The organism is Shewanella algae (assembly GCF_009183365.2).
Classification (GTDB): Bacteria; Pseudomonadota; Gammaproteobacteria; order Enterobacterales; family Shewanellaceae; genus Shewanella; species Shewanella algae.
In genome coordinates this window covers 3186430-3211767 of record NZ_CP068230.1, presented here as the reverse complement: position 1 = coordinate 3211767, position 25338 = coordinate 3186430, and the positions used below count along the sequence as shown (strand labels likewise).

Annotated in this window: 21 protein-coding genes and 10 tRNA genes; 20 read left to right on the top strand and 11 right to left on the bottom strand. The window is 52.1% G+C overall.

Going from position 1 to position 25338, the window contains the following annotated elements; translation table 11 throughout:
- Positions 1–50: 50 nt before the first annotated feature.
- The 4 genes from E1N14_RS14450 to galU form a co-directional block, all read right to left on the bottom strand.
- Positions 51–455 (bottom strand): bactofilin family protein, encoded by a 405-nt coding sequence (locus E1N14_RS14450; protein WP_025010908.1) that lies wholly within the window; start codon positions 453–455, stop codon positions 51–53.
- Positions 456–572: 117 nt separating this feature from the next.
- Positions 573–1052 carry a ferredoxin-type protein NapF gene (gene napF, locus E1N14_RS14445; RefSeq protein ID WP_025010907.1) on the bottom strand — a complete coding sequence of 160 codons (480 nt, stop codon included), beginning with the start codon at positions 1050–1052 and terminating at the stop codon, positions 573–575.
- 2 nt (positions 1053–1054) lie between these two features.
- Positions 1055–2068 (bottom strand): UDP-glucose 4-epimerase GalE, encoded by a 1014-nt coding sequence (galE, locus tag E1N14_RS14440; RefSeq protein ID WP_025010906.1) that lies wholly within the window; start codon positions 2066–2068, stop codon positions 1055–1057.
- The gene (gene galU, locus E1N14_RS14435) at positions 2065–2976 is read right to left on the bottom strand and encodes a UTP--glucose-1-phosphate uridylyltransferase GalU (protein WP_025010905.1); all 912 of its coding nucleotides are present in this window, start codon (positions 2974–2976) and stop codon (positions 2065–2067) included. The genes galE and galU overlap by 4 nt, the downstream gene beginning before the upstream one ends.
- Before the next feature lie 286 nt (positions 2977–3262).
- On the opposite strand from galU, the gene phhA reads away from it, so the two are divergent.
- The 8 genes from phhA (at position 3263) to E1N14_RS14395 (ending at position 12779) form a co-directional block, all read left to right on the top strand.
- The gene (gene phhA, locus E1N14_RS14430) at positions 3263–4054 is read left to right on the top strand and encodes a phenylalanine 4-monooxygenase (RefSeq protein ID WP_025010904.1); all 792 of its coding nucleotides are present in this window, start codon (positions 3263–3265) and stop codon (positions 4052–4054) included.
- A gap of 54 nt (positions 4055–4108) precedes the next feature.
- Positions 4109–4447, top strand: a complete 339-nt coding sequence (locus tag E1N14_RS14425) for a 4a-hydroxytetrahydrobiopterin dehydratase (protein ID WP_025010903.1) — start codon at positions 4109–4111, stop codon at positions 4445–4447.
- 198 nt (positions 4448–4645) lie between these two features.
- On the top strand, positions 4646–6184 hold the full coding sequence (gene tyrR, locus E1N14_RS14420) for a transcriptional regulator TyrR (RefSeq protein ID WP_025010902.1): 1539 nt from the start codon (positions 4646–4648) through the stop codon (positions 6182–6184).
- A 261-nt stretch (positions 6185–6445) separates the two neighbouring features.
- Positions 6446–7435: a fumarylacetoacetate hydrolase family protein gene (locus tag E1N14_RS14415; RefSeq protein ID WP_025010901.1), complete on the top strand. Its 990-nt coding sequence runs from the start codon at positions 6446–6448 to the stop codon at positions 7433–7435.
- Between the two features lie 165 nt (positions 7436–7600).
- A complete protein-coding gene (maiA, locus tag E1N14_RS14410) occupies positions 7601–8260 on the top strand; it encodes a maleylacetoacetate isomerase (protein ID WP_025010900.1) in 660 nt (219 codons plus the stop codon).
- A gap of 461 nt (positions 8261–8721) precedes the next feature.
- Entirely contained in the window at positions 8722–10839 is a 2118-nt protein-coding gene (locus E1N14_RS14405) for a S8 family serine peptidase (protein ID WP_062793923.1), read from the top strand.
- Between the two features lie 10 nt (positions 10840–10849).
- Positions 10850–11311, top strand: coding sequence for a hypothetical protein (locus E1N14_RS14400; RefSeq protein ID WP_025010899.1), 462 nt, complete (start codon positions 10850–10852; stop codon positions 11309–11311).
- Positions 11312–11441: 130 nt separating this feature from the next.
- Positions 11442–12779, top strand: coding sequence for an IS4 family transposase (locus E1N14_RS14395; RefSeq protein ID WP_062794030.1), 1338 nt, complete (start codon positions 11442–11444; stop codon positions 12777–12779).
- A gap of 27 nt (positions 12780–12806) precedes the next feature.
- Here E1N14_RS14395 and E1N14_RS14390 read toward each other — a convergent pair whose 3' ends face one another.
- Complete coding sequence (locus E1N14_RS14390; RefSeq protein WP_028781271.1) at positions 12807–13688, bottom strand: LysR family transcriptional regulator; 882 nt, start codon at positions 13686–13688, stop codon at positions 12807–12809.
- A gap of 148 nt (positions 13689–13836) precedes the next feature.
- On the opposite strand from E1N14_RS14390, the gene E1N14_RS14385 reads away from it, so the two are divergent.
- Positions 13837–15099, top strand: coding sequence for an MFS transporter (locus E1N14_RS14385; RefSeq protein WP_025012076.1), 1263 nt, complete (start codon positions 13837–13839; stop codon positions 15097–15099).
- On the opposite strand, the gene E1N14_RS14380 is transcribed toward E1N14_RS14385, so the two are convergent.
- From E1N14_RS14380 to E1N14_RS14355, 6 genes are all read right to left on the bottom strand, one after another.
- On the bottom strand, positions 15078–16445 hold the full coding sequence (locus tag E1N14_RS14380) for a sigma-54-dependent transcriptional regulator (RefSeq protein ID WP_062793991.1): 1368 nt from the start codon (positions 16443–16445) through the stop codon (positions 15078–15080). The two genes, E1N14_RS14385 and E1N14_RS14380, sit on opposite strands and share 22 nt — an antisense overlap.
- On the bottom strand, positions 16442–18238 hold the full coding sequence (locus tag E1N14_RS14375) for a sensor histidine kinase (RefSeq protein ID WP_062793992.1): 1797 nt from the start codon (positions 18236–18238) through the stop codon (positions 16442–16444). The genes E1N14_RS14380 and E1N14_RS14375 overlap by 4 nt, the downstream gene beginning before the upstream one ends.
- Before the next feature lie 87 nt (positions 18239–18325).
- A complete protein-coding gene (locus E1N14_RS14370) occupies positions 18326–19723 on the bottom strand; it encodes a TRAP transporter large permease (protein ID WP_025012077.1) in 1398 nt (465 codons plus the stop codon).
- Between the two features lie 8 nt (positions 19724–19731).
- Positions 19732–20370 carry a TRAP transporter small permease gene (locus E1N14_RS14365; RefSeq protein WP_025012078.1) on the bottom strand — a complete coding sequence of 213 codons (639 nt, stop codon included), beginning with the start codon at positions 20368–20370 and terminating at the stop codon, positions 19732–19734.
- Between the two features lie 45 nt (positions 20371–20415).
- Complete coding sequence (locus E1N14_RS14360; protein ID WP_028781275.1) at positions 20416–21435, bottom strand: TRAP transporter substrate-binding protein; 1020 nt, start codon at positions 21433–21435, stop codon at positions 20416–20418.
- Positions 21436–21696: 261 nt separating this feature from the next.
- Positions 21697–21924, bottom strand: a complete 228-nt coding sequence (locus E1N14_RS14355; protein WP_025012079.1) for a hypothetical protein — start codon at positions 21922–21924, stop codon at positions 21697–21699.
- A gap of 265 nt (positions 21925–22189) precedes the next feature.
- Here E1N14_RS14355 and gltX point away from each other — a divergent pair, with 265 nt between their 5' ends.
- The 11 genes from gltX (at position 22190) to E1N14_RS14300 (ending at position 25028) form a co-directional block, all read left to right on the top strand.
- Positions 22190–23599 (top strand): glutamate--tRNA ligase, encoded by a 1410-nt coding sequence (gltX, locus tag E1N14_RS14350; RefSeq protein ID WP_062793993.1) that lies wholly within the window; start codon positions 22190–22192, stop codon positions 23597–23599.
- Positions 23600–23705: 106 nt separating this feature from the next.
- Positions 23706–23781, top strand: a tRNA-Ala gene (locus E1N14_RS14345).
- Between the two features lie 51 nt (positions 23782–23832).
- Positions 23833–23908: transfer RNA gene (locus E1N14_RS14340), tRNA-Glu, on the top strand.
- Positions 23909–23968: 60 nt separating this feature from the next.
- A tRNA-Glu gene (locus E1N14_RS14335) sits at positions 23969–24044 on the top strand.
- A 212-nt stretch (positions 24045–24256) separates the two neighbouring features.
- Positions 24257–24332, top strand: a tRNA-Glu gene (locus tag E1N14_RS14330).
- Positions 24333–24367: 35 nt separating this feature from the next.
- A tRNA-Ala gene (locus E1N14_RS14325) sits at positions 24368–24443 on the top strand.
- Positions 24444–24480: 37 nt separating this feature from the next.
- Positions 24481–24556: transfer RNA gene (locus E1N14_RS14320), tRNA-Glu, on the top strand.
- Positions 24557–24617: 61 nt separating this feature from the next.
- A tRNA-Glu gene (locus E1N14_RS14315) sits at positions 24618–24693 on the top strand.
- A gap of 35 nt (positions 24694–24728) precedes the next feature.
- Positions 24729–24804 (top strand) — tRNA-Ala (locus E1N14_RS14310).
- A gap of 37 nt (positions 24805–24841) precedes the next feature.
- Positions 24842–24917 (top strand) — tRNA-Glu (locus E1N14_RS14305).
- Positions 24918–24952: 35 nt separating this feature from the next.
- A tRNA-Ala gene (locus E1N14_RS14300) sits at positions 24953–25028 on the top strand.
- Positions 25029–25338: the final 310 nt, after the last annotated feature.

Here is a 25338-nt window from a genome sequence, read left to right as displayed (position 1 = left end):
TGTGAACAAAGTGTGATGGAGATCCTGTTGCAGGATCCCATACTTTAAACTCATTCCTGGGTTTGCAGCCTCAACTCGGTAGCCGTTTCGCTGTCATTACCCAGCTGTTTCAGCAGATTGACCTCTTCTTTGACTCTCATGCCGATAAATTGGCCACCTTCGAAGATCTCCATCGACTTACTGGCCACTTCACCTTCGACAGTCCCTGTGCCGCAGATGGTCAGTTTTTCACAGCAGAGCTTACCGCGAAACAGTCCGGAGACCTTGAGCTCCTGGCAGGTGAGTTCGCCATCAACCAAGCCGTTGGCTTCTATGGTCAGCTTGCTTTCGGCGTTGATTTTTCCATAAATGGCACCGCCAACCAGAGTCTCGCCATCGAAGTGACTCTCACCGGTGATTTTGCTGCCCTGGGCAATATATGTGAGCCCCGTCGTTTTTTTGCTTTTACCAAACATAATGCTTTTTAAGAGTTTTTTCTCAGGGAAGGCCCGATGTTACCCGTTATTGAAAAAGAACAAAACCACTAAAATTTGGCGCTGTGGGAGTCAGATTTTTGGCTCCCGGATGGGAAGTCAAGCGGGGTCTGGCTCTACCAGCTTGATGGCAGAGGCGGGGCAGGGGGCAACGCAGGCGCCGCAGCCGCTGCAGCGCTCAGCATCCAGTACAGGTAGAGCGGTAGCCCCTAAAAGGGGCGGAAAGCGGATCGCCCGCTCGTCGCAGGCATCCTTGCAGCTTTGGCAGACAATACCCTGGCGGGCGAGGCAGTTGTCGGCAAATTGGGCTATAAGCCGCCAAGGCGCTTCGCTAAGAGGCCTGAATACCGGCTCTGCACAGCTGGTGACACAGGCTTGGCAAAAGCTGCATTCGGCGCGCTGGAAGTTAAGCTCCGGAAAGCCGCCATCCCCCTTGATAAGCACTTGGGTCTCGCAGGCATCCACACAAGCGCCGCAGCGAGTACAGGCGTCGATAAATTCCGCTTCCGGTTTACTCCAGGGCGGCCTGACCACATTACTCTTGCGGCGACTGAACAGATGTCTGCGGGATAGATCCATGACTAACCCTTGTAACCGTTAGGATTGTTGGATTGCCAGTTCCAGCTGGAGTCGGCCATATCCTGCAGGCTGTGCTCAGCCTTCCAGCCCAGCTCTTTGGTAGCATGGGTAGGGTCGGCATAACAGGCGGCGATATCGCCGGGACGACGCGGGGCAAACTCGAAGGGGATCGCCTTGTTGCAGGCTTTCTCAAAGGCTTTGACCATCTCAAGTACGCTGTAGCCCTGGCCTGTTCCCAGATTATAGGTGACCAGGCCCGGATTGGTAGCGAGTTTATCCAGTGCCTTGAGGTGGCCTATGGCAAGGTCAACTACATGGATATAGTCACGCACACCTGTGCCGTCTACCGTGGGGTAGTCATTGCCGAATACGCTGAGTTTATCGCGCTTGCCGACGGCAACCTGGGCGATAAAGGGCATCAGATTGTTGGGGATATCGTTGGGATCTTCACCGATGCGGCCGCTCTTGTGGGCGCCGACCGGGTTGAAATAACGCAAGCGGGCGATGTTCCAGCTGGCATCGGCCGCGGCCAGATCCGCCAGAATATGTTCCACCATCAGTTTGGACTGACCATAAGGGTTGGTGGCGCCGGTGGGGAAGGCCTCGGTGATCGGCAGACTGGCGGGATCGCCGTAAACTGTGGCCGATGAGCTGAATACCAGGTTGCGAACGCCATATTCTTTCATCACCTGGCACAGAATAAGGGTGCCGGTGACATTATTTTCATAGTATCTGAGCGGCTGGGCGACGGATTCACCCACCGCCTTAAGGCCGGCGAAGTGAATAACGGCTTCGAAGCTGTGGTCACTGAAGACTTTCTGCAGGAATGCCTTGTTGAGAATATCGCCTTGATAAAAGAGCACGCTCTTGCCGCTGATCTCTTCGACTCTGGCCAAGGCTTCGACACTTGAATTGCTCAGGTTGTCTATCACCACAACCTCTTTGCCCGCGGCCAGAAGTTCAACCAGAGTGTGGGTGCCAATATACCCGGCTCCACCGGTGACCAAAATTGTCATGCTTTACTTCCTTTAACCAAATCGCCCAGATAGGCGGCAAATTCACGTCCAAGCTCGGGGTGGCGCAATGCATGTTCCACCGTTGCCTGCATATAACCCAACTTGTTGCCACAGTCATGGCTCTTGCCACGCATGTAGTAAGCGTTGACCTGCTGGCTTTGCATCAACATGGCAATGGCATCCGTGAGCTGGATTTCATCACCGGCACCGGCCGGCGTCTTGCCAAGCAAGGGCCAAATGGCGGCAGGTAGCACATAGCGGCCCACTACAGCCAAGTTAGAGGGGGCTTCGTCGACATCCGGTTTTTCAACCAGTTTGATAAGCGGCTGGGATTCGCCCGGCTTGAGATCGTGGCCGTTGACATCGGCTATTCCGTATTGGTCTACCTTCTCGTGAGGCACACCTTCCACCATTATCTGCCCGGTTCCTGTGCGGTCGAACAGGCTGACCATTTCGGCCAGATTATCGCGGGAAAGATCGCTGGCGGCATCGTCTATCAACACGTCCGGCAGCAGCACGGCGAACGGCTCATCACCTACTACCGGACGGGCACAGAGAATGGCGTGTCCCAGCCCTTTGGCCTGAGCCTGGCGGACGCTGATAACAGTGACATTTTGCGGACAGATAGACTGTACTTCATTGAGCAGTTGCCGCTTTACCCGGCGCTCAAGCTGGGCTTCCAGTTCAAAACTGGTATCGAAATGGTTTTCAATGGAGTTTTTACTGGCGTGGGTAACCAGCACGATTTCCTTGATGCCGGCGGCAATGGCTTCGCTGACAACATATTGGATCAAGGGTTTATCTACTACCGGCAGCATCTCTTTTGGAATGGCCTTGGTGGCCGGCAGCATTCGGGTGCCAAGACCCGCAACGGGAATTACCGCCTTGCGGATGGTGGTCGATTTTATCGGCATTCAGATACCTTGGGTGCTCGGGATAAAACAGCCCCTATTGTAATGCAGTGGCACCGAAAAGCCATTTGCAAAAAGGGCTAATTTCGCTGGGAATATGCAAAAAAGCCTGTTTGGAGCACAAAAATAAGCTTCTGAGCTCACAGAGTTAAATACCAATTTGTAACTCAATCTTTACAAATTTTCTTCACTGGTCGCCGGAAATAAAGTGTGACCTGGTTAACAAAAGTGCGGCCTTGAGTGAACATGAAATCAGAAACGATTCAGGCAGTGAGTATGGACTATGAGTAAAGCAACTCAATATGTGGCCCGTCACCCGGGCAGTGATGGCCGAATAGATTACCCGCAGGACGAGCACGCCATCTGGCAGGAGCTGTATGCCCGTCAGGAACACAACTTGCCGGGACGTGCCTGTGACGAATACATGCAGGGACTCAAGGCGTTGGACTTGCCCAAAGACAGGATCCCGCAACTGGGTGAGCTGGATACCGTGTTGCAGGACACCACGGGCTGGAAGACGGCGGCGGTACCGGCGCTTATCTCATTCGGGCGCTTCTTTGAACTCCTAGCCAACAAAGAGTTTCCGGTGGCAACTTTTATCCGCAGCAGGGAGGAGTTTGATTATCTGCAGGAGCCGGATATCTTCCATGAGATTTTCGGTCATTGTCCCTTGTTGACCAACCCGGCCTTTGCTCATTTCTCCCATATTTATGGTCAGCTGGGGCTTGATGCCAGCAAGGAAGACAGGGTCTTTTTGGCGCGTCTTTACTGGTTTACCGTGGAGTTTGGTTTGCTGCGTACCCAGACTGACGGCCTGAGAATTTACGGTGGCGGCATTTTGAGCTCGCCGGGCGAGACGCTGTACGCCTTCAGCGACACACCGGAGCGCAGACCCTTTGAATTGCTGGATGTGTTGCGCACTCCTTATCGGATAGACATTATGCAGCCCATCTATTACGAGATAGAACATATTGATTTTCTGGATGAAATCGCCCGCATGGACATTATGAAGGCGATTACCCAAGCCAAACGACTGGGACTCTTTACCCCCAAATTTCAACCCAAAGCCAGCTGATACTGGCGGTAATGGCCTGCGTGCAAGCATGCTGGCCACTTTCAAGGAGATGTTATGACTGAACTGGCCAATATGAAGTGCGAAGCATGCCGCGCCGATGCTCCCAAGGTGACAGATGCCGAGCTTGCCGAGCTTATTCGGATGATCCCGGATTGGGGCGTACAGGTGCGCGATGGCATCATGCAGCTGGAGCGGGTTTACAAGTTTAAAAATTTCCGGCAGGCAATGGCCTTTAGCAACAAGCTGGCGGACTTGGCTGAAGAAGAGTTTCACCACCCGGGGATCCTGACCGAATGGGGCAAGGTGACTGTGACCTGGTGGTCGCATTCCATTAAGGGGTTGCACCGTAACGACTTTATCATGGCTGCCAAGACAGACCAGTTGCTGGATTAATCTTTTCCTAATATATTCAGTGTGTTGATTGTCTCTTCACACTGAATCCTTTCCCTTTGTTACAAATCCGCTGTAAAGCGAGCTTGCCACTTGTGTCAGAACCTTCTAACGTATAGGGCGCATTTTTACATCGCCTGCCGACCTCTTCATGCAGGCGATAATCCCAAAGAATCTGAATTATAAAAGGGAATGACAGTTATGCGCTTGGAAGTCAGTTGTCAGGATCGCGTTGGTTTAGCCAAGGATATTTTAATGGTGCTGGAGCGATACGGGATTAACCTTATCGCTATCGACGCCAGCAACAAGGGATTCTTATATTTGCAGTTTGCCGAGGTCGGCTTTGAGACCTTGAGTGAGTTGATGCCCCAAATCCGTAAGGTGGAAGGGGTGCACGACGTCAGAACCGTTTCCTTTATGCCCTCGGAGCAGGAGCATTACGCCCTCAAAACCCTATTGAAAACCCTGCCGGATGCCGTGTTTTCCCTCGACGGTAAGGGACGTATTCGTATCGTCAACGAGTCGGCCTTGCTTATTCTGGAAATGGCCGAACATGAAGTAATAGATGAATCCCTCAATCACTGGGTGCAAGGCTTCAATTTTGGTCGCTGGCTCAGTGAGCCCAAGGTGTTGGCGCAGGCCACCCGGGTTGCTATTGGCAGCAACGAGTATCTGGCCGAGATGCTGCCCATTTATCTGCCGGATGAAAACGACAAGAGTATTCTCGCCGGCGCCGTGGTGGCACTCAAGTCACCTGCGCGGGTGGGCAAACAGTTCAACGCGCTGCAGAGCCAGAGCAGTGGCTTTGATTCCGTGCTGGCCGTCAGCGACAAGATGAAAGAGGTACTCAAGCAGGCCAAGCGTATGGCACAGCTGGATGCGCCTTTGCTGATCACCGGAGAAACCGGCACAGGCAAAGAGCTGATGGCCAGGGCTTGTCACGATGCCAGCATGCGGCGGGAGAAACCCTTTATTGCCATCAACTGCGCCGCCATGCCCGACAGTGCCGCAGAAGAGGAGCTGTTTGGTTATGTCAGTAAGGGGGAAGTGGTTAAGCGGGGTTTCTTCGAAGAAGCCAAGGGGGGCACCGTCTTCCTCGATGAAATTGCCGAGATGTCCAAGGCCGCTCAGGTTAAATTGTTGCGCTTGCTGCAGGATGGCAGTTTCCGCCGTATCGGCGGCGATGTAGAGGTGCGCGCCGATGTCCGTATCATCTGCTCGACCCAGAAGAATTTGGCGGAGCTTTGTCAGACCGGTGAGTTCCGTGAAGATCTCTACTACCGAATTCACGTACTGAGTTTCCATATGCCGGCGCTACGTGAACGCAGGGTCGATATTATCCCGCTGACGGAAATGTTCCTTGAACACTACAGCCAGCAGCTTTCCAGCCCGGTGCGGCGGATCTCTGCGTCCTGCCGCGATCACCTGTTGACCTATGCCTGGCCCGGTAACGTGCGGCAACTGAAAAACGCCGTGTTCAGAGCGGTATCCATGTGGGACGGTTCGGCCGAATTGACCATAGAACAGTTGAAGCTGCCTTCCTATGCCGAAGGTTTTGGCTATTTCGACAAGGAGTTTGAAGGCACCTTGGATCAGGCCATGAAACAGTTTGAAGCCGGTTTGCTGCGGCGTCTCTATCCGGCGTACCCCAGTACCCGCCAGTTGGCGAAAAAGTTGGGGGTATCCCACACCGCCATTGCCAATAAACTCAGGGAGTATGAGATCAGCAAGAAGCGCTGAAGCCCTGTAAAGCGGATTTGCCGCCGGAACGGCTGAAATTTAGGCTATCTTTGAGCGCAAAGCCTTTGCCGGCGCTTGCTGATGGCAAGCGTCAGTGAAAGTTTACAAACTCATTCCCGTGCGGGCTAAATGTGAAGTGAGTCACAGAGTTTTCATTGCCTGCGGCATGAGGTATTACTGGCGGGATAACAGAAACGGATTGAGCCGGGCACATAGCCTGATGAAAACCATTAATCCGGGCAGAGACAGGAAGGAGCAGGTATGAAATTAGCGACATATGACAATGGACGCCGCGATGGTCAACTCATGTTGGTCAGCCGGGATTTGAAGAAGACAGTGGCTGTCCCCGCCATAGCCCAGACCATGCAGCAATTGCTTGACAGTTGGTCACTGCTGGAACCTCAGCTCAGAGAGCTTTCCGATGCCCTGAATGCCGGCATGTTGGATAACACCCAGGACTTTGACGAGAGCCGTTGTTTGTCACCTTTTCCCCGCGCTTACCAGTGGGCCGACGGCAGCGCTTATGTCAATCATGTTGAGCTGGTACGTAAGGCCCGCGGCGCCGAAATGCCGGAGTCTTTCTGGACAGATCCCCTGGTCTATCAGGGCGGTTCAGACAGTTTTATCGCTCCCAGAGCCGATATCCCGCTGGCAAGCGAAGATTGGGGCATAGACTTCGAATCGGAAATTGCCGTGGTTACAGATGATGTACCCATGGGCGTGAGTGCTGAAAACGCCGCCTCTCACATCAAGCTGTTGATGCTGGTTAACGATGTGTCGCTGCGTAACCTGATCCCGGCCGAGTTGGCCAAGGGCTTTGGCTTTTTCCAGTCCAAACCTTCCAGCAGTTTTTCGCCGGTGGCAATCACACCGGATGAGCTGGGGGATAAATGGCAGGATACCAGGGTTCACCTGCCGCTGATCACCCATCTGAACAACGAACTGTTCGGCAAGCCCAATGCAGGGGTGGATATGACCTTCAACTTTGCCGAGCTGATCGCCCATGTCACCAAGACCCGCCCCCTGGGTGCCGGTGCCATCATAGGCTCGGGCACCATTTCCAACTATGACAGAAGCGCAGGTTCCAGCTGTTTGGCCGAAAAGCGCATGCTGGAAGTGATTGCCGAGGGCAAGGCGGTGACGCCATTTATGGGCTTTGGAGACAGGGTCAGAATCGAAATGCTGGATGATGCCGGGCACAGCATCTTCGGCACGATAGATCAGCAGGTAGTTGAGTATATAGCCGAGTAAAATAACTCGATAACAAAACGGGGCTCTCAATAAAGATGAAGCCCCGTTGGTTTTTATACCGGCTTGGTATTGCTTTCGAATGTGTCAGCGTTAAGGCTTTGGATAAAGCGTCACCAAGGCGGAGTCGCAATCTAAGGTTAGCGAGCTTTGGGAGAACAACTTATGTTGAAATTATATGGTTACTGGCGCTCCAGCGCCGCTTATCGGGTGCGAATTGCGCTCAACCTCAAGGGGCTTTGCGCCGAGCAGCTCTCGGTTCATCTGGTGCGCAATGGCGGCGAGCAGCATCAGGCTGCTTTCAAGGCGCTTAACCCGCAGGAGTTGGTACCGGCTTTGGTGGTGACGGATGAAACCGACGAGCGCGCCGAGTTGGTGTTGTCCCAATCGCTGGCGATCATTGAATATTTGGATGAAGCCTTTGGCGGTGAGGCGCTGTTGCCGGGTGATATTGAGCAGCGGGCGCTGGTCAGGGCCATGGCGATGGGGATTGCCTGTGAGATCCATCCTTTGAACAACTTGCGGGTGTTGCAGTATCTGACCGGGACGCTCAAGTTGGATGACGCGGCCAAGAATGATTGGTATCGCCACTGGGTCGAACAGGGCTTTGGTGCATTGGAGCAACAGCTGCAGCAGTACTCGGGCCGGTATTGTTTCGGCGACCAGGTCAGCCTGGTGGATATCTGTCTGGTTCCCCAAGTTTATAATGCTAAGCGTTTTAATATCGATTTGTCTCCTTATCCCAATATATGTCGTATTAATGATGAGTGCCTGACTCTGCCGGCCTTTATTGATGCAGCACCTGAAAATCAACCAGATGCCCAGTAGTTTTATTATTTTATAGTCATCTATGCGGTGACTATAAAATAACCTTAAAAATACCCCGCGCTTGAAAAACCTCTCTTATAAAATGATACCTTTCTGTTAATAACAGGCTTTTGAAAATAAAATCTGCTCAGCAATTTGTAACTAATTGTTTAAACAATATGCTGTTTTTATTACATTTGCGATCTGGCTTATATAGGAAATTGTTTTTAGATTTATAGGCTTACCATTTCTTTATTTAGTCTTTTATAAAATACCTCAAATAACGTATTTCGTATCATATGTAGGATTTTTCCTGCTTGTTGTTTTTCTCTTATTGAATTGGCTGTTACATGTGATACATATGTTAATGCTTGATTTTGACCAAGCTATAACAATAAAAAATACGCCATACCTATTAAACATTTGCTTCCGAAAACCTGTTTTCGGCGGTATGGCGTTTTATTATCAAAAGGAAAAGAAGTATGCATAAGTCGATTATTGCGCTGAGCATAGCCGCAGTCTTATTGGCGGGGTGTGGCAGTGACAACAAGAAGGCACCTGAGCCGGTTAATACAGCCCCTGAGAGTCAGGATGTGACCTATGACGTTCGTCAGTCGGTACGCCTGGATGGTCAACTGGAAGGAAGAGATGCCGAAGGAGGGATAACCTTTTCGTTAGTGGATCCCGGCGAAGTCAAGTTAGGGACTTTGACCATCAATGATGCGGCCAAGGGTAGCTTCAGCTACCAGACCGATGCGTTGGAAGGCACAGAAGTCGTGCGCTTCAAAGTCAGTGACGGCAAGAGCGAGTCTGTCTCAGCGCTGACATTGCGTATCGACGGTGGCGACCCTTTGTATCAGCATCAGTGGCACTTGAAAAACACAGGCCAAAATGCCTTTGCCAAGAATCGCGGTGTGGCCGGTGAAGACATGAATGTCAGTGATGCTATTGCCTCAGGTGTTACCGGTAAAGGCGTTATTGTTGCTGTGGTAGATGATGGTCTGGAGATTAGTCACCCAGATCTCAAGGCCAATGTTATTGAAGGCGGCTCCTATAACCTGATCACCGGCACTATCGATCCTACGCCATTTGCCGACAGTGCTTCGCACGGTACTTCTGTTGGTGGGATCATAGCCGCTGCCGGTTGGAATGGCCTTGGCGGCCGCGGTGTTGCCCCCGATGCCAACCTTATCGGCTTTAACTTCCTGGATAAGGATCCCAGCGGTAAGGTCAAGAGCGTACAAACCTTTGAGAACTTCGCCAAGTCCCACGGTGCCAGTGCTTACAGTGACAATGCCAGGGTGTTTAACCAGAGCTATGGTTATTCAGTGCCTTTCCCCCATGGATTTGATGAAGATGAAAATGAGGTCTATGGTGCTATTACCAAAGACAGTTTTGACGGCAAGGGCAGCATCTTTGTCAAGTCTGCCGGTAATGGCTACAAATATTACAAGGCGTTCAATACCTTCTGGATCCCCGGTGATTATTTCAGTGCGCCAAAAGAAGGCAAAGTGCCCAACCACGGTTTGCCCTTCCATAATGCCAACATGTCCTCCGACAATGCCAACGTATATAACCTCCTGGTATCGGCAATCAATGCAGCCGGTAAGCGCTCAAGTTATTCTTCTGTAGGTTCCAATGTGTTCGTTACTGCGCCGGGTGGGGAATATGGTGAGGATGATCCCGCCATTGTGACCACGGACAGAGCCGGCTGTGACAAGGGGAGTTCGGTTACCGAAGAGCGCCCATCAACGCCTTTTGACGGCGGCCTGCATCCACTCAATCTGGAATGTGACTATCGTTCTACCATGAACGGAACATCGTCAGCAGCGCCCAATACCAGTGGTGCAGTCGCCATGATTATGAGTGCCAACCCCTCTCTTTCCTGGCGTGATATTCGCCATATCTTGGCTTCGACTGCCACCAAGGTGGATGCCGATATACCCGCCAAGACGGTTGCTATCGGTGAGGGGGACAAGGCGCCTGTCTATGAGGCTATCTCAGCCTGGCAGGACAACGCCGCAGGATTTCATTTCCACAATGAGTATGGTTTTGGCAGGGTAGATGTCAGTGCGGCTGTAGCTATGGCCAAGGACTACAAGGCAGACTTGGGTGAGTATCTGTTGACTGACTGGATTGCCAGTGAAAAGGATCTTGATAAGGCGATTCCGGATGCCAGTCTTGCCGGGGTTTCAGACTCTCTTGAGGTTGCCGAGGATTTGGTGGTGGAAGCGGTGCAGATTGAGCTCAGCGCCGATCATCTGCGTCTTCCTGATCTGGCGGTTGAGTTGGTGTCTCCGGCAGGTACCCGCAGTGTGTTGATGACGCCTTTCAATGGCCTGGTGTATCAGGGCGTGATGGATCCCAACGATCCGGATGACCTGGTCAAAGGCTATGATAAGACGCCTATGCTCTCAAATGCTTTCTATGGTGAAAACACCAAAGGTGTGTGGACCATTAAGTTGATAGATGTGAACAGCGGTGAATATCAGTTCCTCAAATATGACAAGGGTTATATCAGTATTCCCAATGAGAGTAACGGTATGTTGAAGGGCTGGTCCATTCGTTTTCATGGCCACAAGGCCAAGGCAGCATCTTAAGGAGTAACAGATGAAGATTTCAACAGCAATGATGGCCATGGGGCTGACACTTTTGGCGGCTCCTGCAATGGCGCATGATAAAAATCCTTTTGAAGATAACGGCAAGCAGTATCAGCAACAGGGCGATAGAGCCGACTTCCTCGGACTGAAGGATACCTTTTATGTCAAGACAGACAAAGGTGTGCAGAAAGCCAGCAGGCTGAGCCAGGGAGAGCAACTGGTGACAGAGGCCGGCGAGCCTTTTGCGACAGTGACCGGAAAGCTGGTGGTCAAACTCAAGCCTGGTGTTGATGCCGCGGCCTTTGCTGCCGATTCAGGCCTGAGGTTGGATTGGCAAAATGACACTCAGCTGATGGTGTTGGCCGCCAGTGAAGGCAGCGATCTCCTGGCTGTGCTCGAAAAGCTGAAGCGGGATCCGCAAGTGATGAGAGTCAAGCTGGATAGGGCGGTACTTAAACACGAGCCTATGTGATCCACTGAGATGATCCACTCAGACGCAAAAAGGCCCGGGTTCCACCGCAACGTAGATCAGATAAGGATCGGTTGACCGATCCTCCTGATGAGAGACAATCGGAAACCTGTTTGTAGGTTTCCGATTTTTTATGTCTATTCAAAACTGCTTTGCCGACTTTCTTGAAGAGAGTCCTGTTGATGTCGCTCAGCTAACCACCTTCTCCGAGCATATTCCTGACGAGTGGATTGCTAAAGCGGTAACACTTTCCGATAAAGCGACGATTCGTCGACGTCGCTTACCGAGTGATATGGTTCTTTGGCTTATTGTTGGAATGGCGTTTTTCCGCAACGAACCGATTGCCGAAGTTGCACGGCGAATGAATGTCTGTGCCGAGGGGTTGGCTAATGAGGAGCTGTTAGCAAAAAGTGCTTTAACGCAAGCGAGGCAACGCCTTGGCAAAGCAGCCCCAGAATGGTTGTTTAGGCAATGCAGCCATAGGTGGGGGTTAGAGCGTTACCCTGAGGATACATGGCAAGGTTTGCAAGTCTTTGCTGTGGATGGTGCGCTTTTTCGAACCGCTGACACACCGGAGCTAAGAGACCATTTTGGATCGGGTAATACATCCAGCGACAGACAGACGCCTCATCCAGTATTAAGGGTGGTGACCATGATGAATGTTCGCTCTCATGTCATTGTCGATGCCGCTATAAGCCCTTATCGTCGAGGCGAAATTCCTCTTGCTATGCCCTTTATTGACTCCTTACCGGATAATTCCGTGACCTTATTGGATAAGGGTTTTTATGGAGCAGACTTGCTTCTTTCTCTCCAAAATAGTGGTGCTAACAGACATTGGTTGTTACCGGCGAAGAAAGGGGTGAAATACACCCTGCTGGACGATGAAGAGAGTGACGACATGCGAGTCGAAATGAAAGTCTCTCCACAAGCACGCAAGAAAAATCCTAACCTACCTGAAACATGGCAAGTGAGAGCCGTGACTTATCAGGTACAAGGTAAGCCAAAAACCGTATTTACGTCTCTTCCCAGAGAGCAGTACGATGCGGGAGCCGTCGCGGCGCTTTACCACGAGCGATGGGAAATTGAATTAGGGTATCGAGACATAAAAAGTTCGATGCAACACAATGCGTTAGTGCTGAGGAGTAAGACAGTCGAACTTGTCTATCAAGAGTTATGGGGGCTGCTGCTTGGTTATAACTTGGTGAGACGAGAAGCGAGCCAAGCGGCAGTAGAGCATGGTCGAATGCCCAATGAAATTAGCTTTAAGTACGCTTGTCAGTTCATCGCAAGTCAGCTCAAAGTCATGAGCAAAGCGGTGTCACCAGGTAATACGCCGAAGCGTCTAAACAGTCTGCGAGGAGACTTGTCCATCCTTTTTATAGACAAACGCCCTAAGCCAAATCGGCCCAGGGCGGTAAAAATATCAAAGACCCGATATCCTGTTAATCACAAGGCAGCTCCGCTTAAGTGAACTACGTTGCGGATCCCACCGGCCTTTTTACTTATTGGCCAGCAAAAACTCCACAAAGGCCCGGTCGGCCTGGCTTACCGGGCGCTGTTTCTTCCAGGCAATATGCAGGTCGAGATGTACAGGAGGTGCGAAGGGCAGGGCTATGATGTCATCTCTTTCATTGACCACCATTTCCAACACACTGGTGACGGCAAACCCTTGACTTACAATCTGTTTTATCAGGTTTATCAGGTTGGTTTCAAAGGCGATCCTAGGCTCGAGTTGCAGCTCTCTGGCTCGGCTCAGCATCCATTCACGATGAAAATAACCGGGTTTGAACATCACTAACTCATGGGCGAAAAACTGCTCCAGCGTTACGGCCTCATTTGTGGCCAAGGGGTGTTCAGGGCTTGAAGCTACCACCATCTGCTCTCTAATTAACAGACAGGACTCGAACTCAGGCTTGAGATCCTGGGCCGTGATAATCGCTATATCCACCTCTTCCTGCTCCAGCATCCTCAGGGCATCGCGGGTGCCTCCCTCAAACAGAGACAGCTTCAAATCCGGATACTGATGGCGAAAAGCCATCACCCGTGACGGCAGGTAGAAAGAGCCCAACATACCGGGCACGGCAATTCGCACTTCGCCCTTGGCCAGCTCGGCCATGGCCCGGATATGGGCCTCTGCCTGACTCAGCTGTTTGAGGATCAATACCGCATGTTGATGCAGCGCCAGCCCTTCGGCAGTGAGGCGAATGCCGCTTTCCTGGCGGCTGCCACTACGGTCGACCAGAGTGACGCCGAGAGATTGCTCCAGCCGCTTGATACTCTGACTGAGGGCGGGTTGGGCCAAATTCAGCTTCTCTGCAGCTCGGGTAAAACTGCCGTACTTAACCAGGTTATCCAGGTGTTTTAGTTGTCTGATGTCCACGTCTCGCCTTACTCTTGCGGATAATCTTGAGGAAGTTTTCCAAGCATAACAAAAATTGATGAAATCGATATTATTTATCTATTATTGTTATGTATTGCCCGGTGCTAACCTTGTTGTAGTGAATTCTTTGCTAATTTAAGAGGTCGGAGTGACTAAGGTCGAAGCCGTTGGCCGGCATGCGCGTGATACCCGTTTGATTTGGGCACTGTGCGTGGCATCAGTGGTGGTTTATATCAATCTGTATTTGATGCAGGGGATGCTGCCCTTGATTGCCGAGCATTTTCAGGTAACGGCGGCCAAGTCGACTCTGGTACTGTCTGTCACCAGCTTTACGCTGGCGTTTTCCTTGCTTGGCTATGCCATAGTCTCGGACAGGATTGGCCGTCACAAGCCGATAGTTATCAGCCTCTGGGCCCTGGCGCTGTCCAATATCTTGTTGGTATTTGTTAAAGATTTCAATGCACTGGTGGCGGTGAGGTTGCTTCAGGGGATATTGCTGGCGGCTGTACCGGCCATCGCCATGGCTTATTTCAAGGAGCAACTCAGACCTGAGACCATGCTCAAGGCCGCGGCGGTTTACATTACCGCCAACAGTTTCGGTGGCATTATCGGTCGGCTGTTTGGCGGGCTGATGTCGCAACATCTATTATGGCAGGATGCCATGTGGCTGCTGCTGGCGGTGAGTCTGTTTGGGGTGGCACTGGTCAGCTATTTACTGCCCAATGCCGTCAGCGCCGCCAAGCGAGAACGGCTGCCGAAACAGTGGCGTTTCTGGCGTGGTGGCAGTGAAGACCTACGGGGCTTTGTACATCACCTCAAGGATAGTCAGATGCGACTGGCTTACCTTATTGGTGGGCTGGCATTTATGATGATGGTCAACCAGTACAGCTTTATTCAGTTGCACTTGATGGCACCGCCTTATGATTGGAGCCGGTTTGAGGCGACACTGATTTTCCTCTGCTACTCAAGCGGCACACTGGCGTCTTATTACACCGCCAGGTGGATTGCCCGCCATGGGCAGTTGCCTCTGTTCAGAATTTCCTTGCTGCTGATGTTGTGCGGCAGTCTGCTGACTCTGCTGGATACCCAGGTGTGGATTTGCGTAGGCTTTTTGCTTACCTCCTGCGGTTTCTTTATTACCCACAGTTGCTGTAACTCCTTTGTGGCCATGCGCGCCAGCAGCCACAGGGCTAAGGCCACTTCATTGTATCTGTGCTGCTATTACCTTGGCGCCGCAATGGGAGGCCCTTTTTTGATGCTGTTCTGGCAGCGGGACGAGTGGCAGGGCGTGGTGATGGGCTCCATGGTTTTGCTGTTTTTGACATCGCTGGCGGTTTGGCGTCTTGGCTGGCGGCAAAAACAGCCGCTCAGCCAGGAGATGGATACGCCTCAGGGGGCATCGTTGAGGTAATCTTTACGCTCAAGACCATATTTGCGCATCTTGTCGTAGAGGGTCTTGCGCGGTAGCTCCAACTGTTCCATGGTCAGCTTGATGGAGCCCTTGTTGTGCGCCAGGGCTTCTTCAATCAGCAGTCTTTCGAAAAACTCCACCCTTTGAGTCAGTGACATGCCGCTTTGCAGGCTGTCACTGCTGCCTATGGCGCCGGCAAAGGCTGCCTCGGCGCCAAGCAGAACATAACGTTCCGCCAGATTTCTCAATTCGCGCACATTGCCGGGCCATTCATGGGTACTGAGACGGGCCTGCTGTTCACCGCCAAGGGCAATCAGCGCCTTGTGGTAGCGGGCCGAAGCAATACGGGCAAAGTGCAGAAACAGCAAGGGAATATCTTCCCGTCGCTCCCTCAGCGGCGGAATGGCTACAGTCACCAGATTGAGACGATAGAAGAGATCTTCGCGAAAGCTGCCCTGGCGGCACAGTTCTTTGAGGTCGACCTTGGTCGCGGCAATCACCCTGATATCCAGCGCTATGGATTTATTGGAGCCCAGACGCTCGACTCTCCTGTCTTCCAGTACACGCAGCAACTTGACCTGCAATGCCATAGGTGTGCTTTCAATTTCATCGAGGAACAGGGTACCGCCGTTGGCGTACTCAAATTTGCCAATCCGGGTCTTGTCGGCGCCGGTAAAGGCTCCTGCTTCTGCACCGAACAGCTCACTCTCTATGATGTTTTCCGGGATAGCGCCACAGTTGATGGCGACAAAGTTGGCGCCGTGTCTGGGGCTGTGATCGTGCAGGTAACGGGCAACCAACTCTTTGCCAGTGCCGGTTTCACCCTCGATCAGGATATCGGCCGGAGTATCCAGCACCTGGTGGATGAGATGGCGCATCTGACGGATGCCCGGACTGTTGCCGAGGATCCTGGGGCCTGGCAGGCTCTGGGATTCCAGCTCCTGCTTGAGCTTGCGGTTCTCCAGCGTCAGGCTGCGCTTGTCCAGTGCCCGCTTGACGACATCCAGAATATGCTCGTTGTTGAAGGGTTTTTCCAGAAAGTCATAGGCGCCCTGTTTAACGGCGCTGACCGCCATGGCGATATCGCCAAAGCCGGTGATCAGTATCACCGGTAGATCGGCATCCAGCTGTTTGATTTGCTGCATGACACTGATGCCGTCCATGCCGGGCATGTTGACATCGGTAATGACCACTCCCATCCATTCGCGGCTGAGGTGGCGCAAGATCTCTTTCGGTTGGGTCGATGCTTTGGCACTGATGCCTTCGAGTTCAAATAACTGGCTCAGCACTGTGCCTATATGGGGTTCGTCGTCCAGGATCAGGACTGTGTATTCTTGTTCGCTCATTGGGTTTCCTCGCCGTGGTACAGAGGCAACAGGATCTGAAATACAGCGCCACCTTCGGCGGCGTTGGCGACGCTGATGGAGCCCTGCATGGACTCGACAATTCGGCGGGAGATGGAGAGTCCCAGACCCAATCCCTGTCGTTGGCTGGTGGTAAAATAGGGTTCGAAAATTTTCTCCATCTGGCTTTCGTTGACGCCGGGGCCGGAATCCTGAATACGGATACACAGCATCTCTTCTACGCTGATGCTGATAGTCAACAAACGCTCATCGACTCGTTGCATGGCGACTATGGCGTTGCTGATAAGGTTCACCAGTACCTGTTGCAGGCGTATTTTATCGCCGTAGAAGCACCAGGGCTTACCCGGGAGCTGCAGTTCGAGCCGGACCCCCTGCTTGTCGATTTCCGGATGCACTATGGTCAGCGCCTCCTGCACGGTTTCATTGATACTGGTGGGCTTGTCCTGGCCCTGGCTCTTGCGGGTGAAGCTCTTGAACTGGGCAACTATTTCCGCCAAGCGGTCGGTCAGGCTGATGATGGTGACCAGGTTTTCCTGTGCCTTGTCATGCATGCCCCGACCAAGAAAGGTTTGAGTGTTTTGGGCATAACTGCGCAGCGCCGCCAATGGTTGATTGATTTCATGGTTGATGCTGGCAGACAGACTGCCGATGACAGTCAGCTTGGCGGCCTGGATCAGTTCATCCTGGGTTTGTTTCAGTTGGGTGTTGGCATCTTCCAACTCCCGGGTACGTTCTTTGACCCTATGTTCCAGCTGGCTCTGGGCTTGGCGCATGCGTCTTAGGTTACGGCGCCGCTCGAGACTGAACAGCAGCCCCAATGCCAGCAACAGAAAAATACTGGCGGACAGCAACATCACAGGGGGCAGTGAACGATACAAAGGTGCAACAGGTGTCAGCACATGCACATACCAGCCTACCTTGGTCATTTCATTGCGAGTATCCAGATATTGGGCCTGGCCCTGATCGTTTTCTATCCGATATAGTGTCCTGTGGGCGGGTGTTTCCTGCCGGTAGGGCGGATCTATCCTGAGTTCCTGCAGCTTACGGTCGGCATAACGGCGGCTAAGGGTTATCTGCTGTAACCTTTCCGCAGCCAAGGGTTGCAGTGACCTCAGGCGCCAATTGGCAATACTGGCCAGAAAGATGACTTCATCCTCACCGCTGATGGCCAGTTCATACTGGCCCGCCTTGGCCAGCCCCGTCATCTGCTCTTCAATATCGGCAATATCGACCTTGACCACTATGACACCGAGTACTCTACCCTGATCGTAAATCGGGTAGGAGAAATAAAACCCCCTGGTGTTGGACGAGGTGCCGACGGCGTAATAGCTGCCCAGCCTGCCGGCTATGGCTTCTGTGTAGTAGGGGCGAAAGGCATAATTCTGACCGATAAACGAATAGGCTTGCTGCCAGTTACTGGCGGCAATAGCATCCCCTTGGCTATTGAGCAGATAGATATCAGAGGCTTCGGTGACATGCTGTATCTCTTCAAAGTATTTGTTGATTTTGCTGATTTCGCTCTTGTCTGCGCTACTCTTGATTACCCGGGCCAGCATGGGGTTGGTGGACAGCACATGGGGAATACTCTCATAGCGAATGAGTGCGCCTTCAATAAAGCTTATGACTTCGCTGAGCTGTTTGTCTGCCAGGGCCTGGTATTGGGTGAATCCCTTATCCAGATGGTACCAGTAGGTCAGTTTGAGGGTAATAAACAGACCCGTCACCAGCATGGTGGTGATAAGCAGGCGCTTTCGGGTCTTGTTGTTGAGCGGCATCTTATTGTCCCGGCGTTATTCGGTGTAGTTCCGGCGTAAGAAATCGGCGAGTCTTAGACTCGCCGATAGCCCTGATGATTTCAAGGATTAAAAGCCCCGCAGCGAATCCAGATACTCAGGCAGGAACAGAGATACTTCAGGAACATAGGTGATCAGAATAAGGAACCCCAGTAACAGCAGCAGCCAAGGCAGGCAGGCATGGATTACCCAACCTATGCTCTTGCCTGTGATCCCCGAGGTCACAAACAGATTAAGCCCCACCGGCGGCGTCAGCATTCCTATCTCCATATTGACCACCATGATGATCCCAAGGTGAATGGGGTCGATCCCCAACTGGGTGGCGATGGGGAAGAGGATGGGCGCCATAATAAGCAAAATGGCTGATGGCTCCATAAAGTTACCTGCGGCCAGCAACAACAGGTTGACTATGATGAGAAAGCCCCAGGCCGGCAGGCCCATGCCGACTATGTTTTCGGCAATCATGTGAGGGATCCGCTCTGTGGTCAATACATGGGCGAACAGCATGGCGTTGCCTATGATAAACAGCAGCATAATGCTGACTTTGGCGCCATCCCTGACGACGGCGCGTATCTCTCTGTCGGCCGGTGTCTTGAGTAACCCCAGTAAGCTGTATCCCAGATTGCGGCCTATGGCTTTAACTATAGACTCACCAGGATTGCGCCAGGCGACATTTTTCAGTGGCCCGATATCGCGATAGCCGAAGACGGCAATGAAATAGGCATAGATACAGGCGACCGCCGAGGCTTCCGTGGGGCTGGCGACCCCGCCGTAAATGGAACCCAGCACTATGACAATCAGCATCAGGCCACCCAGCGCCTTGGCCGTTGAGATAGAGAGCTTGCGAATGCCGGGGAAGGGCAGGGAAGGTAGTCCCTTGATACGGGCCACTATATAGATGGCCAGCATGATCAGCATCCCCGCCAGTAACCCAGGGATCAGCCCGGCCATAAACATCCGCGCCGCGGACACTTCGGTAGCGGCCGAATAAACCAGCATCACAATCGATGGTGGGATCAGTATTCCCAGGGTACCTGAGGTGGTAATAACCCCGGCGGCAAATTTTTCCGGATATCCGGCGCGGATCATGCCGACGATAACTATGGAGCCGATAGCTGCCACTGTGGCCGGAGAAGAGCCGGAGACGGCGGCAAACAGCATACAGGCCATGACCGAGGCCATGGCCAAACCGCCGCGGATATGGCCGACACTGTCCATGGCGAAGTCGATGATCCGCCTGGCGACGCCGCCGGTGGAGAGAAAGGCCGAGGACAGAATAAAGAAAGGGATCGCCAGCAAAGTGTAGTGCTCTGAAGTGGACTCATAGAGTTTCAGGGCCACAGAGGCCAGCGAATCGTTGGAAAACAGTAAAATAGTCAGCATGCTGGAGAAACCCAGTGCAATGGCAATGGGCATGCCGAGCAGCATACAAACAAATAAGACGATAAAGAGGGTAGCTATTGTCATGGCGTTACCTACTCATGCTTGGAGTTGTTTTTGTCTTCGCCGGCTTCGTTTTCGTCTGCCAGGTGCATGCTTTCCTTGGCTTCATCGTGGAAGCTGAATCCTTGTGAGCGGTTGGTCAGAATGGCAAAAAACAGTTCAATGAAACGCCAGGTCAACATGGCAAAACCGATAATCAGAATGCTTTGGGAGATCCACAGCGGTACTGCCGGATCTTCCACATCTATGCGCAAGGTTTCCCAGGCAAAGTCGGGGTCCAGTTTGGCAACCAGGGCATGGGGGAAGTCGATATCTTCCATGGGTATCCCAATCTGATACATCTGGCTGAGATAATCCCAGCTGCCTTTAAGGAACAGGCCGCAATAGATCAAACAGATGACAGCAGCCAGCATGGCGGCGTATTTGCGGCCTGTCCTGGGAAGCTTTTTGACGAAGGCATCGACACCTATATGGGCACCGACTTTAACGCCGTATGACATGCCAAAGAGGACAAACCAACCACAGAGGGTCAAGGTCAGCTCCTGCATCCAGAGAAACCCTGTATTGAAAAAGAAGCGGGCAACGACTTCGACAAAGACAAGTACCGTCATCAGGGTGATCAATAAGTTGAGAAAGCCTTCCTCAAAGTAGCCCAAGGCGCGTGAAATCATATTGCTCTCCGCAGAAATTGCGGGGGCCGGAGCCCCCATACTGACTTACTGGTTGGCGGCCACGGCGGCATCTATCACGTCTTTGCCGATTTGGTCTTCAAATTTGGCCCATACCGGCTTCATTGCATCAACCCAGGCCTGGCGTTGCTCTGGGGTGAGCTCAACTACCAAAGAGCGTTTGGAGTCGATGATCAACTGGCGGTCCTGGTCATTCTTGTCACCGGCAATCTTGTTGCCATAGGCAATGGCTTCATCGAGCGCTTCCTTGATGATTTTCCGCTTATCGCCGGGCAGACTCTTCCAGAACGTGTTGGAGGTCACCACCATGTAGTCGAGCACACCATGGTTACTTTCGGTGATATGGCTCTGCACCTCGAAGAATTTTTTGGAGTAGATATTGGACCAGGTGTTTTCCTGACCATCTATGGCGCGGGTTTGCAACAAGGTGAACACCTCGGAGAAGGGCTTTTTCACTGCAGTTGCATCAACGGCGGCAAACTGGGCCGCCAGCACGTCAGAGGCCATAACCCGGAATTTTTTGCCGCTGGCGTCCTTGGGCAAAAGCAGCGGCTCATTGGCAGAGAACTGCTTCATACCATTGTGCAGATAACCGAGGCCAACAACGCCTTTTCGCTTCATGGAGTTCAGCAGCTTTTGCCCGGCTTCACTCTGCTGGAACTTGTCGACAGCGGCCATGTCTTTGAACAAAAACGGCAGATCGAACAGCTGCAGTTTTTTGGTGTAACGCTCGAACTTGGAAAGTGATGGCGCAACCAACTGCACATCGTTGAGCAGCAGTGCGGCCAGTTCATTGTTGTCTCCGAAGAGTTGTGAGTTGGGGAACACACTGACCTGATATTCACCCGGCAGGCGTTCTTCGACCAAGGCCTTGAACTTCAGTGCCATCTGGCCCTTGGGGGTGTTTTCTGCCACAACGTGGGAAAACTTAATCTCTACCGGTTCTGCCAGAACCGAGAAGCTCGCCAATGCGCCGGCCAAAGCTGTCACTTTGGCAAGGGTTTTCAGTGGCTGGGTAAAGAGTTTGGATGGATTGAATGCACTCATGATGTGTCCTTTTTATATGCTCTTGAGTTATTGAAAAATACGTACCCCAAAGTGCGTATCTCCAGCGGGAATACAGCCGACTTTCCCTAAGGTCTGTATTGGGTAAGGCAAGTAGTGCGCCAACTTGATTACTTTTTTGTAACTCATTGGTTGCTAAAGTGTAGTTTATTTGATGTCCGTCACGCCTTTTTGCTGTTTGGGTGAGATCTTGCTCACGGTGTTGTCGACTTTGGGTGGAAAACCGCCTATTGCGACTTTGATTTACTTGGGGGGATCTATGCGCTTGAGCACGGCGTCACTGGGCAGTAGCTCCAGGTGCCCCTGCTCGTCAAAGTACCAGCCGGTAATAAAGCCTTTCTGACGCATAGTCACCAGGTTATGCATCACTTCTCTGGCTTCTTTTTGCGCCGTTTGCTCGTCATAGTCGTTGGCGTGCTTCAAATAGGCCGCAATGCTGGCGAGGGAAGCCGATTGACTGATTCCTGTCATAGCCTCTGTTCCACAAAAAAGATGCTTTCCTGAAGCGTAGTTGAAAATTTAGCCAGCGTGAAAGAAGCGCTGGTATTACAGCCTGAGGCGCTATCCGGGTGTGTCTTACCCTGGATATGGCTCGGCAGGGCAATTCAGGGCCGCAATATCTATCTTGTGACTGTCGGCCAGAGCTCTTTTCCCCTGTAGGGTTAGGCTGCTAGAATATGCACACTTTTCATTTGCCTGCCTGGCAGGCGTTTATTCTTAAGGTTAGTGTTCAATTATGACCACCAAGACGCGTTTTGCTCCCAGCCCTACCGGCTTTCTTCATGTGGGCGGTGCCCGTACGGCTCTATACTCCTGGTTGCACGCTCGTGCCAATAATGGCGAGTTTGTGCTGCGTATCGAAGATACGGATCTTGAGCGTTCTACTCAGGAGGCGGTTGATGCCATTCTGGAAGGGATGGAATGGTTGGGCCTGAATTGGGACGAAGGTCCTTACTATCAGACCAAACGCTTCGATCGTTACAACGAGATCATCGCTCAGATGTTAAAAGAGGGCACGGCTTACAAGTGTTATTGCTCTCGTGAGCGCATTGAAGCTCTGCGTGAAGAGCAGGCCGCCAAGGGTGAACGCCAGAAGTATGATGGCTGCTGCCGTGATGCCGCTCCCCGTGATACAGATGAACCTTATGTAGTGCGTTTCAAAAACCCACAGGAAGGCAGCGTGGTTTTTGATGATCATGTTCGCGGCCGGATTGAAATTGCCAACGAAGAACTGGATGACCTAATCATTGCCCGCAGCGACGGTACTCCTACTTATAACTTCTGTGTGGTGGTTGATGACTGGGATATGGGTATCACTTGCGTGGTTCGCGGTGAAGACCATATCAATAACACCCCGAGACAGATCAACATTCTCAAGGCCCTGGGTGCACCTGTCCCTGAGTATGCCCACGTATCCATGATCCTGGGTGACGATGGTGCCAAGCTTTCCAAGCGTCACGGCGCAGTGAGCGTAATGCAGTATCGTGATGACGGTTATCTGCCGGAAGCCTTGCTGAACTATCTGGTGCGTTTGGGCTGGTCTCATGGCGATCAGGAGATCTTCTCTCTGGAGGAGATGAAGCAGTTCTTCAAATTGGACGATATCAACAAGGCGGCTTCGGCATTCAATACCGAAAAGCTGATTTGGTTGAACCAGCACTATATGAAGTCGCTGGATCCAGAATATGTGGCCGGTTTCCTCGAATGGCACATGCGTGATCAGCAGATAGATACCAGTAATGGCCCGGCACTGACTGAAATCGTTACTGCATTGGCAGAGCGTAGCAAGACACTCAAAGAGATGGCTACCTCCAGCCGTTACTTCTATGAAGACTTCGAGGCGTTTGATGAAGCACAGGCCAAGAAGCACTTGCGTGGGGTAGCATTGGAACCCTTGCAACTGGTGCAGCAGAAGTTGGCAGCTTTGCCTGAGTGGACCGTGGAAGCGATTCACAATGCCATTGAGTCAACTGCGGCCGAACTGGAGGTGGGAATGGGTAAAGTCGGCATGCCTTTGCGGGTTGCCGTGACAGGTGCGGGCCAATCTCCTGCTCTGGATTTAACCTTATTTCTCATTGGGAAAGCTCGTTGCGAGCAAAGAATCTCCAAAGCGGTTGAATTTGTAGCAGCCAGAATAAATTCCTAAAAAAGGCGTTGACACATTTGGGTGTGCTGCATAGAATGCGCCTCGCAGTTGAGACACAGGGCAGCAAGTTGCTGGCAGTACACTCAAATGTAATGAGAGATAGCTTGGGGCTATAGCTCAGCTGGGAGAGCGCTTGCATGGCATGCAAGAGGTCGACGGTTCGATCCCGTCTAGCTCCACCAACTTCTCTCAATAAGCTCTTTTTAAGCCGAGTTTAAATGCTTAAGTCCGGGGTCCCCTTCGTCTAGAGGCCTAGGACACCGCCCTTTCACGGCGGTAACAGGGGTTCGAATCCCCTAGGGGATGCCATTTTCGCAGTGTTTAGTAAAACCTGTACTCTTATCACAGAGGTTAAACAGTGAGTCCGGGGTCCCCTTCGTCTAGAGGCCTAGGACACCGCCCTTTCACGGCGGTAACAGGGGTTCGAATCCCCTAGGGGATGCCATTTTCGCAGTGTTTAGTAAAACCTGTACTCTTATCACAGAGGTTAAACAGTGAGTCCGGGGTTGGTTTAGCCTAGAGGCCTAGGACACCGCCCACTTTCCTTGGGGAGAGAATCGGCGGTAACCGTGGTTCGAATCCGCTAAGGGATGCCACATTTTGCAGTGTTTCGCAAAACCTGTACTCCTTTCACAGAGTCTAAAACGTGAGTCCGGGGTCCCCTTCGTCTAGAGGCCTAGGACACCGCCCTTTCACGGCGGTAACAGGGGTTCGAATCCCCTAGGGGATGCCACATTTTTCGAGAGATTTTGTTTTTGACAGAATTTCGGGGCTATAGCTCAGCTGGGAGAGCGCTTGCATGGCATGCAAGAGGTCGACGGTTCGATCCCGTCTAGCTCCACCAAATACTCTTATCACAGAGGTTAAACAGTGAGTCCAGGGTCCCCTTCGTCTAGAGGCCTAGGACACCGCCCTTTCACGGCGGTAACAGGGGTTCGAATCCCCTAGGGGATGCCACATTTTGCAGTGTTTCGCAAAACCTGTACTCCTTTCACAGAGTCTAAAACGTGAGTCCGGGGTCCCCTTCGTCTAGAGGCCTAGGACACCGCCCTTTCACGGCGGTAACAGGGGTTCGAATCCCCTAGGGGATGCCACATTTTCCGAGAGATTTTGTTTTTGACAGAATTTCGGGGCTATAGCTCAGCTGGGAGAGCGCTTGCATGGCATGCAAGAGGTCGACGGTTCGATCCCGTCTAGCTCCACCAAATACTCTTATCACAGAGGTTAAACAGTGAGTCCGGGGTCCCCTTCGTCTAGAGGCCTAGGACACCGCCCTTTCACGGCGGTAACAGGGGTTCGAATCCCCTAGGGGATGCCACATTTTCCAAGAGATTTTGTTTTTGACAGAATTTCGGGGCTATAGCTCAGCTGGGAGAGCGCTTGCATGGCATGCAAGAGGTCGACGGTTCGATCCCGTCTAGCTCCACCAAAGATTCTCCTTCAAGAGAAACACTAACCACCTCAGGGTGGTTTTTTGTTATCTGTCCTTTAACGTTTGCTTCCTATCAAAACAGCACGCTCTAACCCCGAATGGATTGATTGTTAGAGTATTTGTCCAACCATGTATCGAGACATGGCCCCAAAATGCAGATCTTATTAACTGCTCTTATCAGGCTCAGGCTTCACTACCGATACGCCAGATTGTTTTGCCCGGATACCCGCCGAGTTACTACTTGAGTAAAAAGTCGCTACTCGAGTAAGCAAGTCACTGTTAGTCAAGGTAAGTGTCTCTTTACATG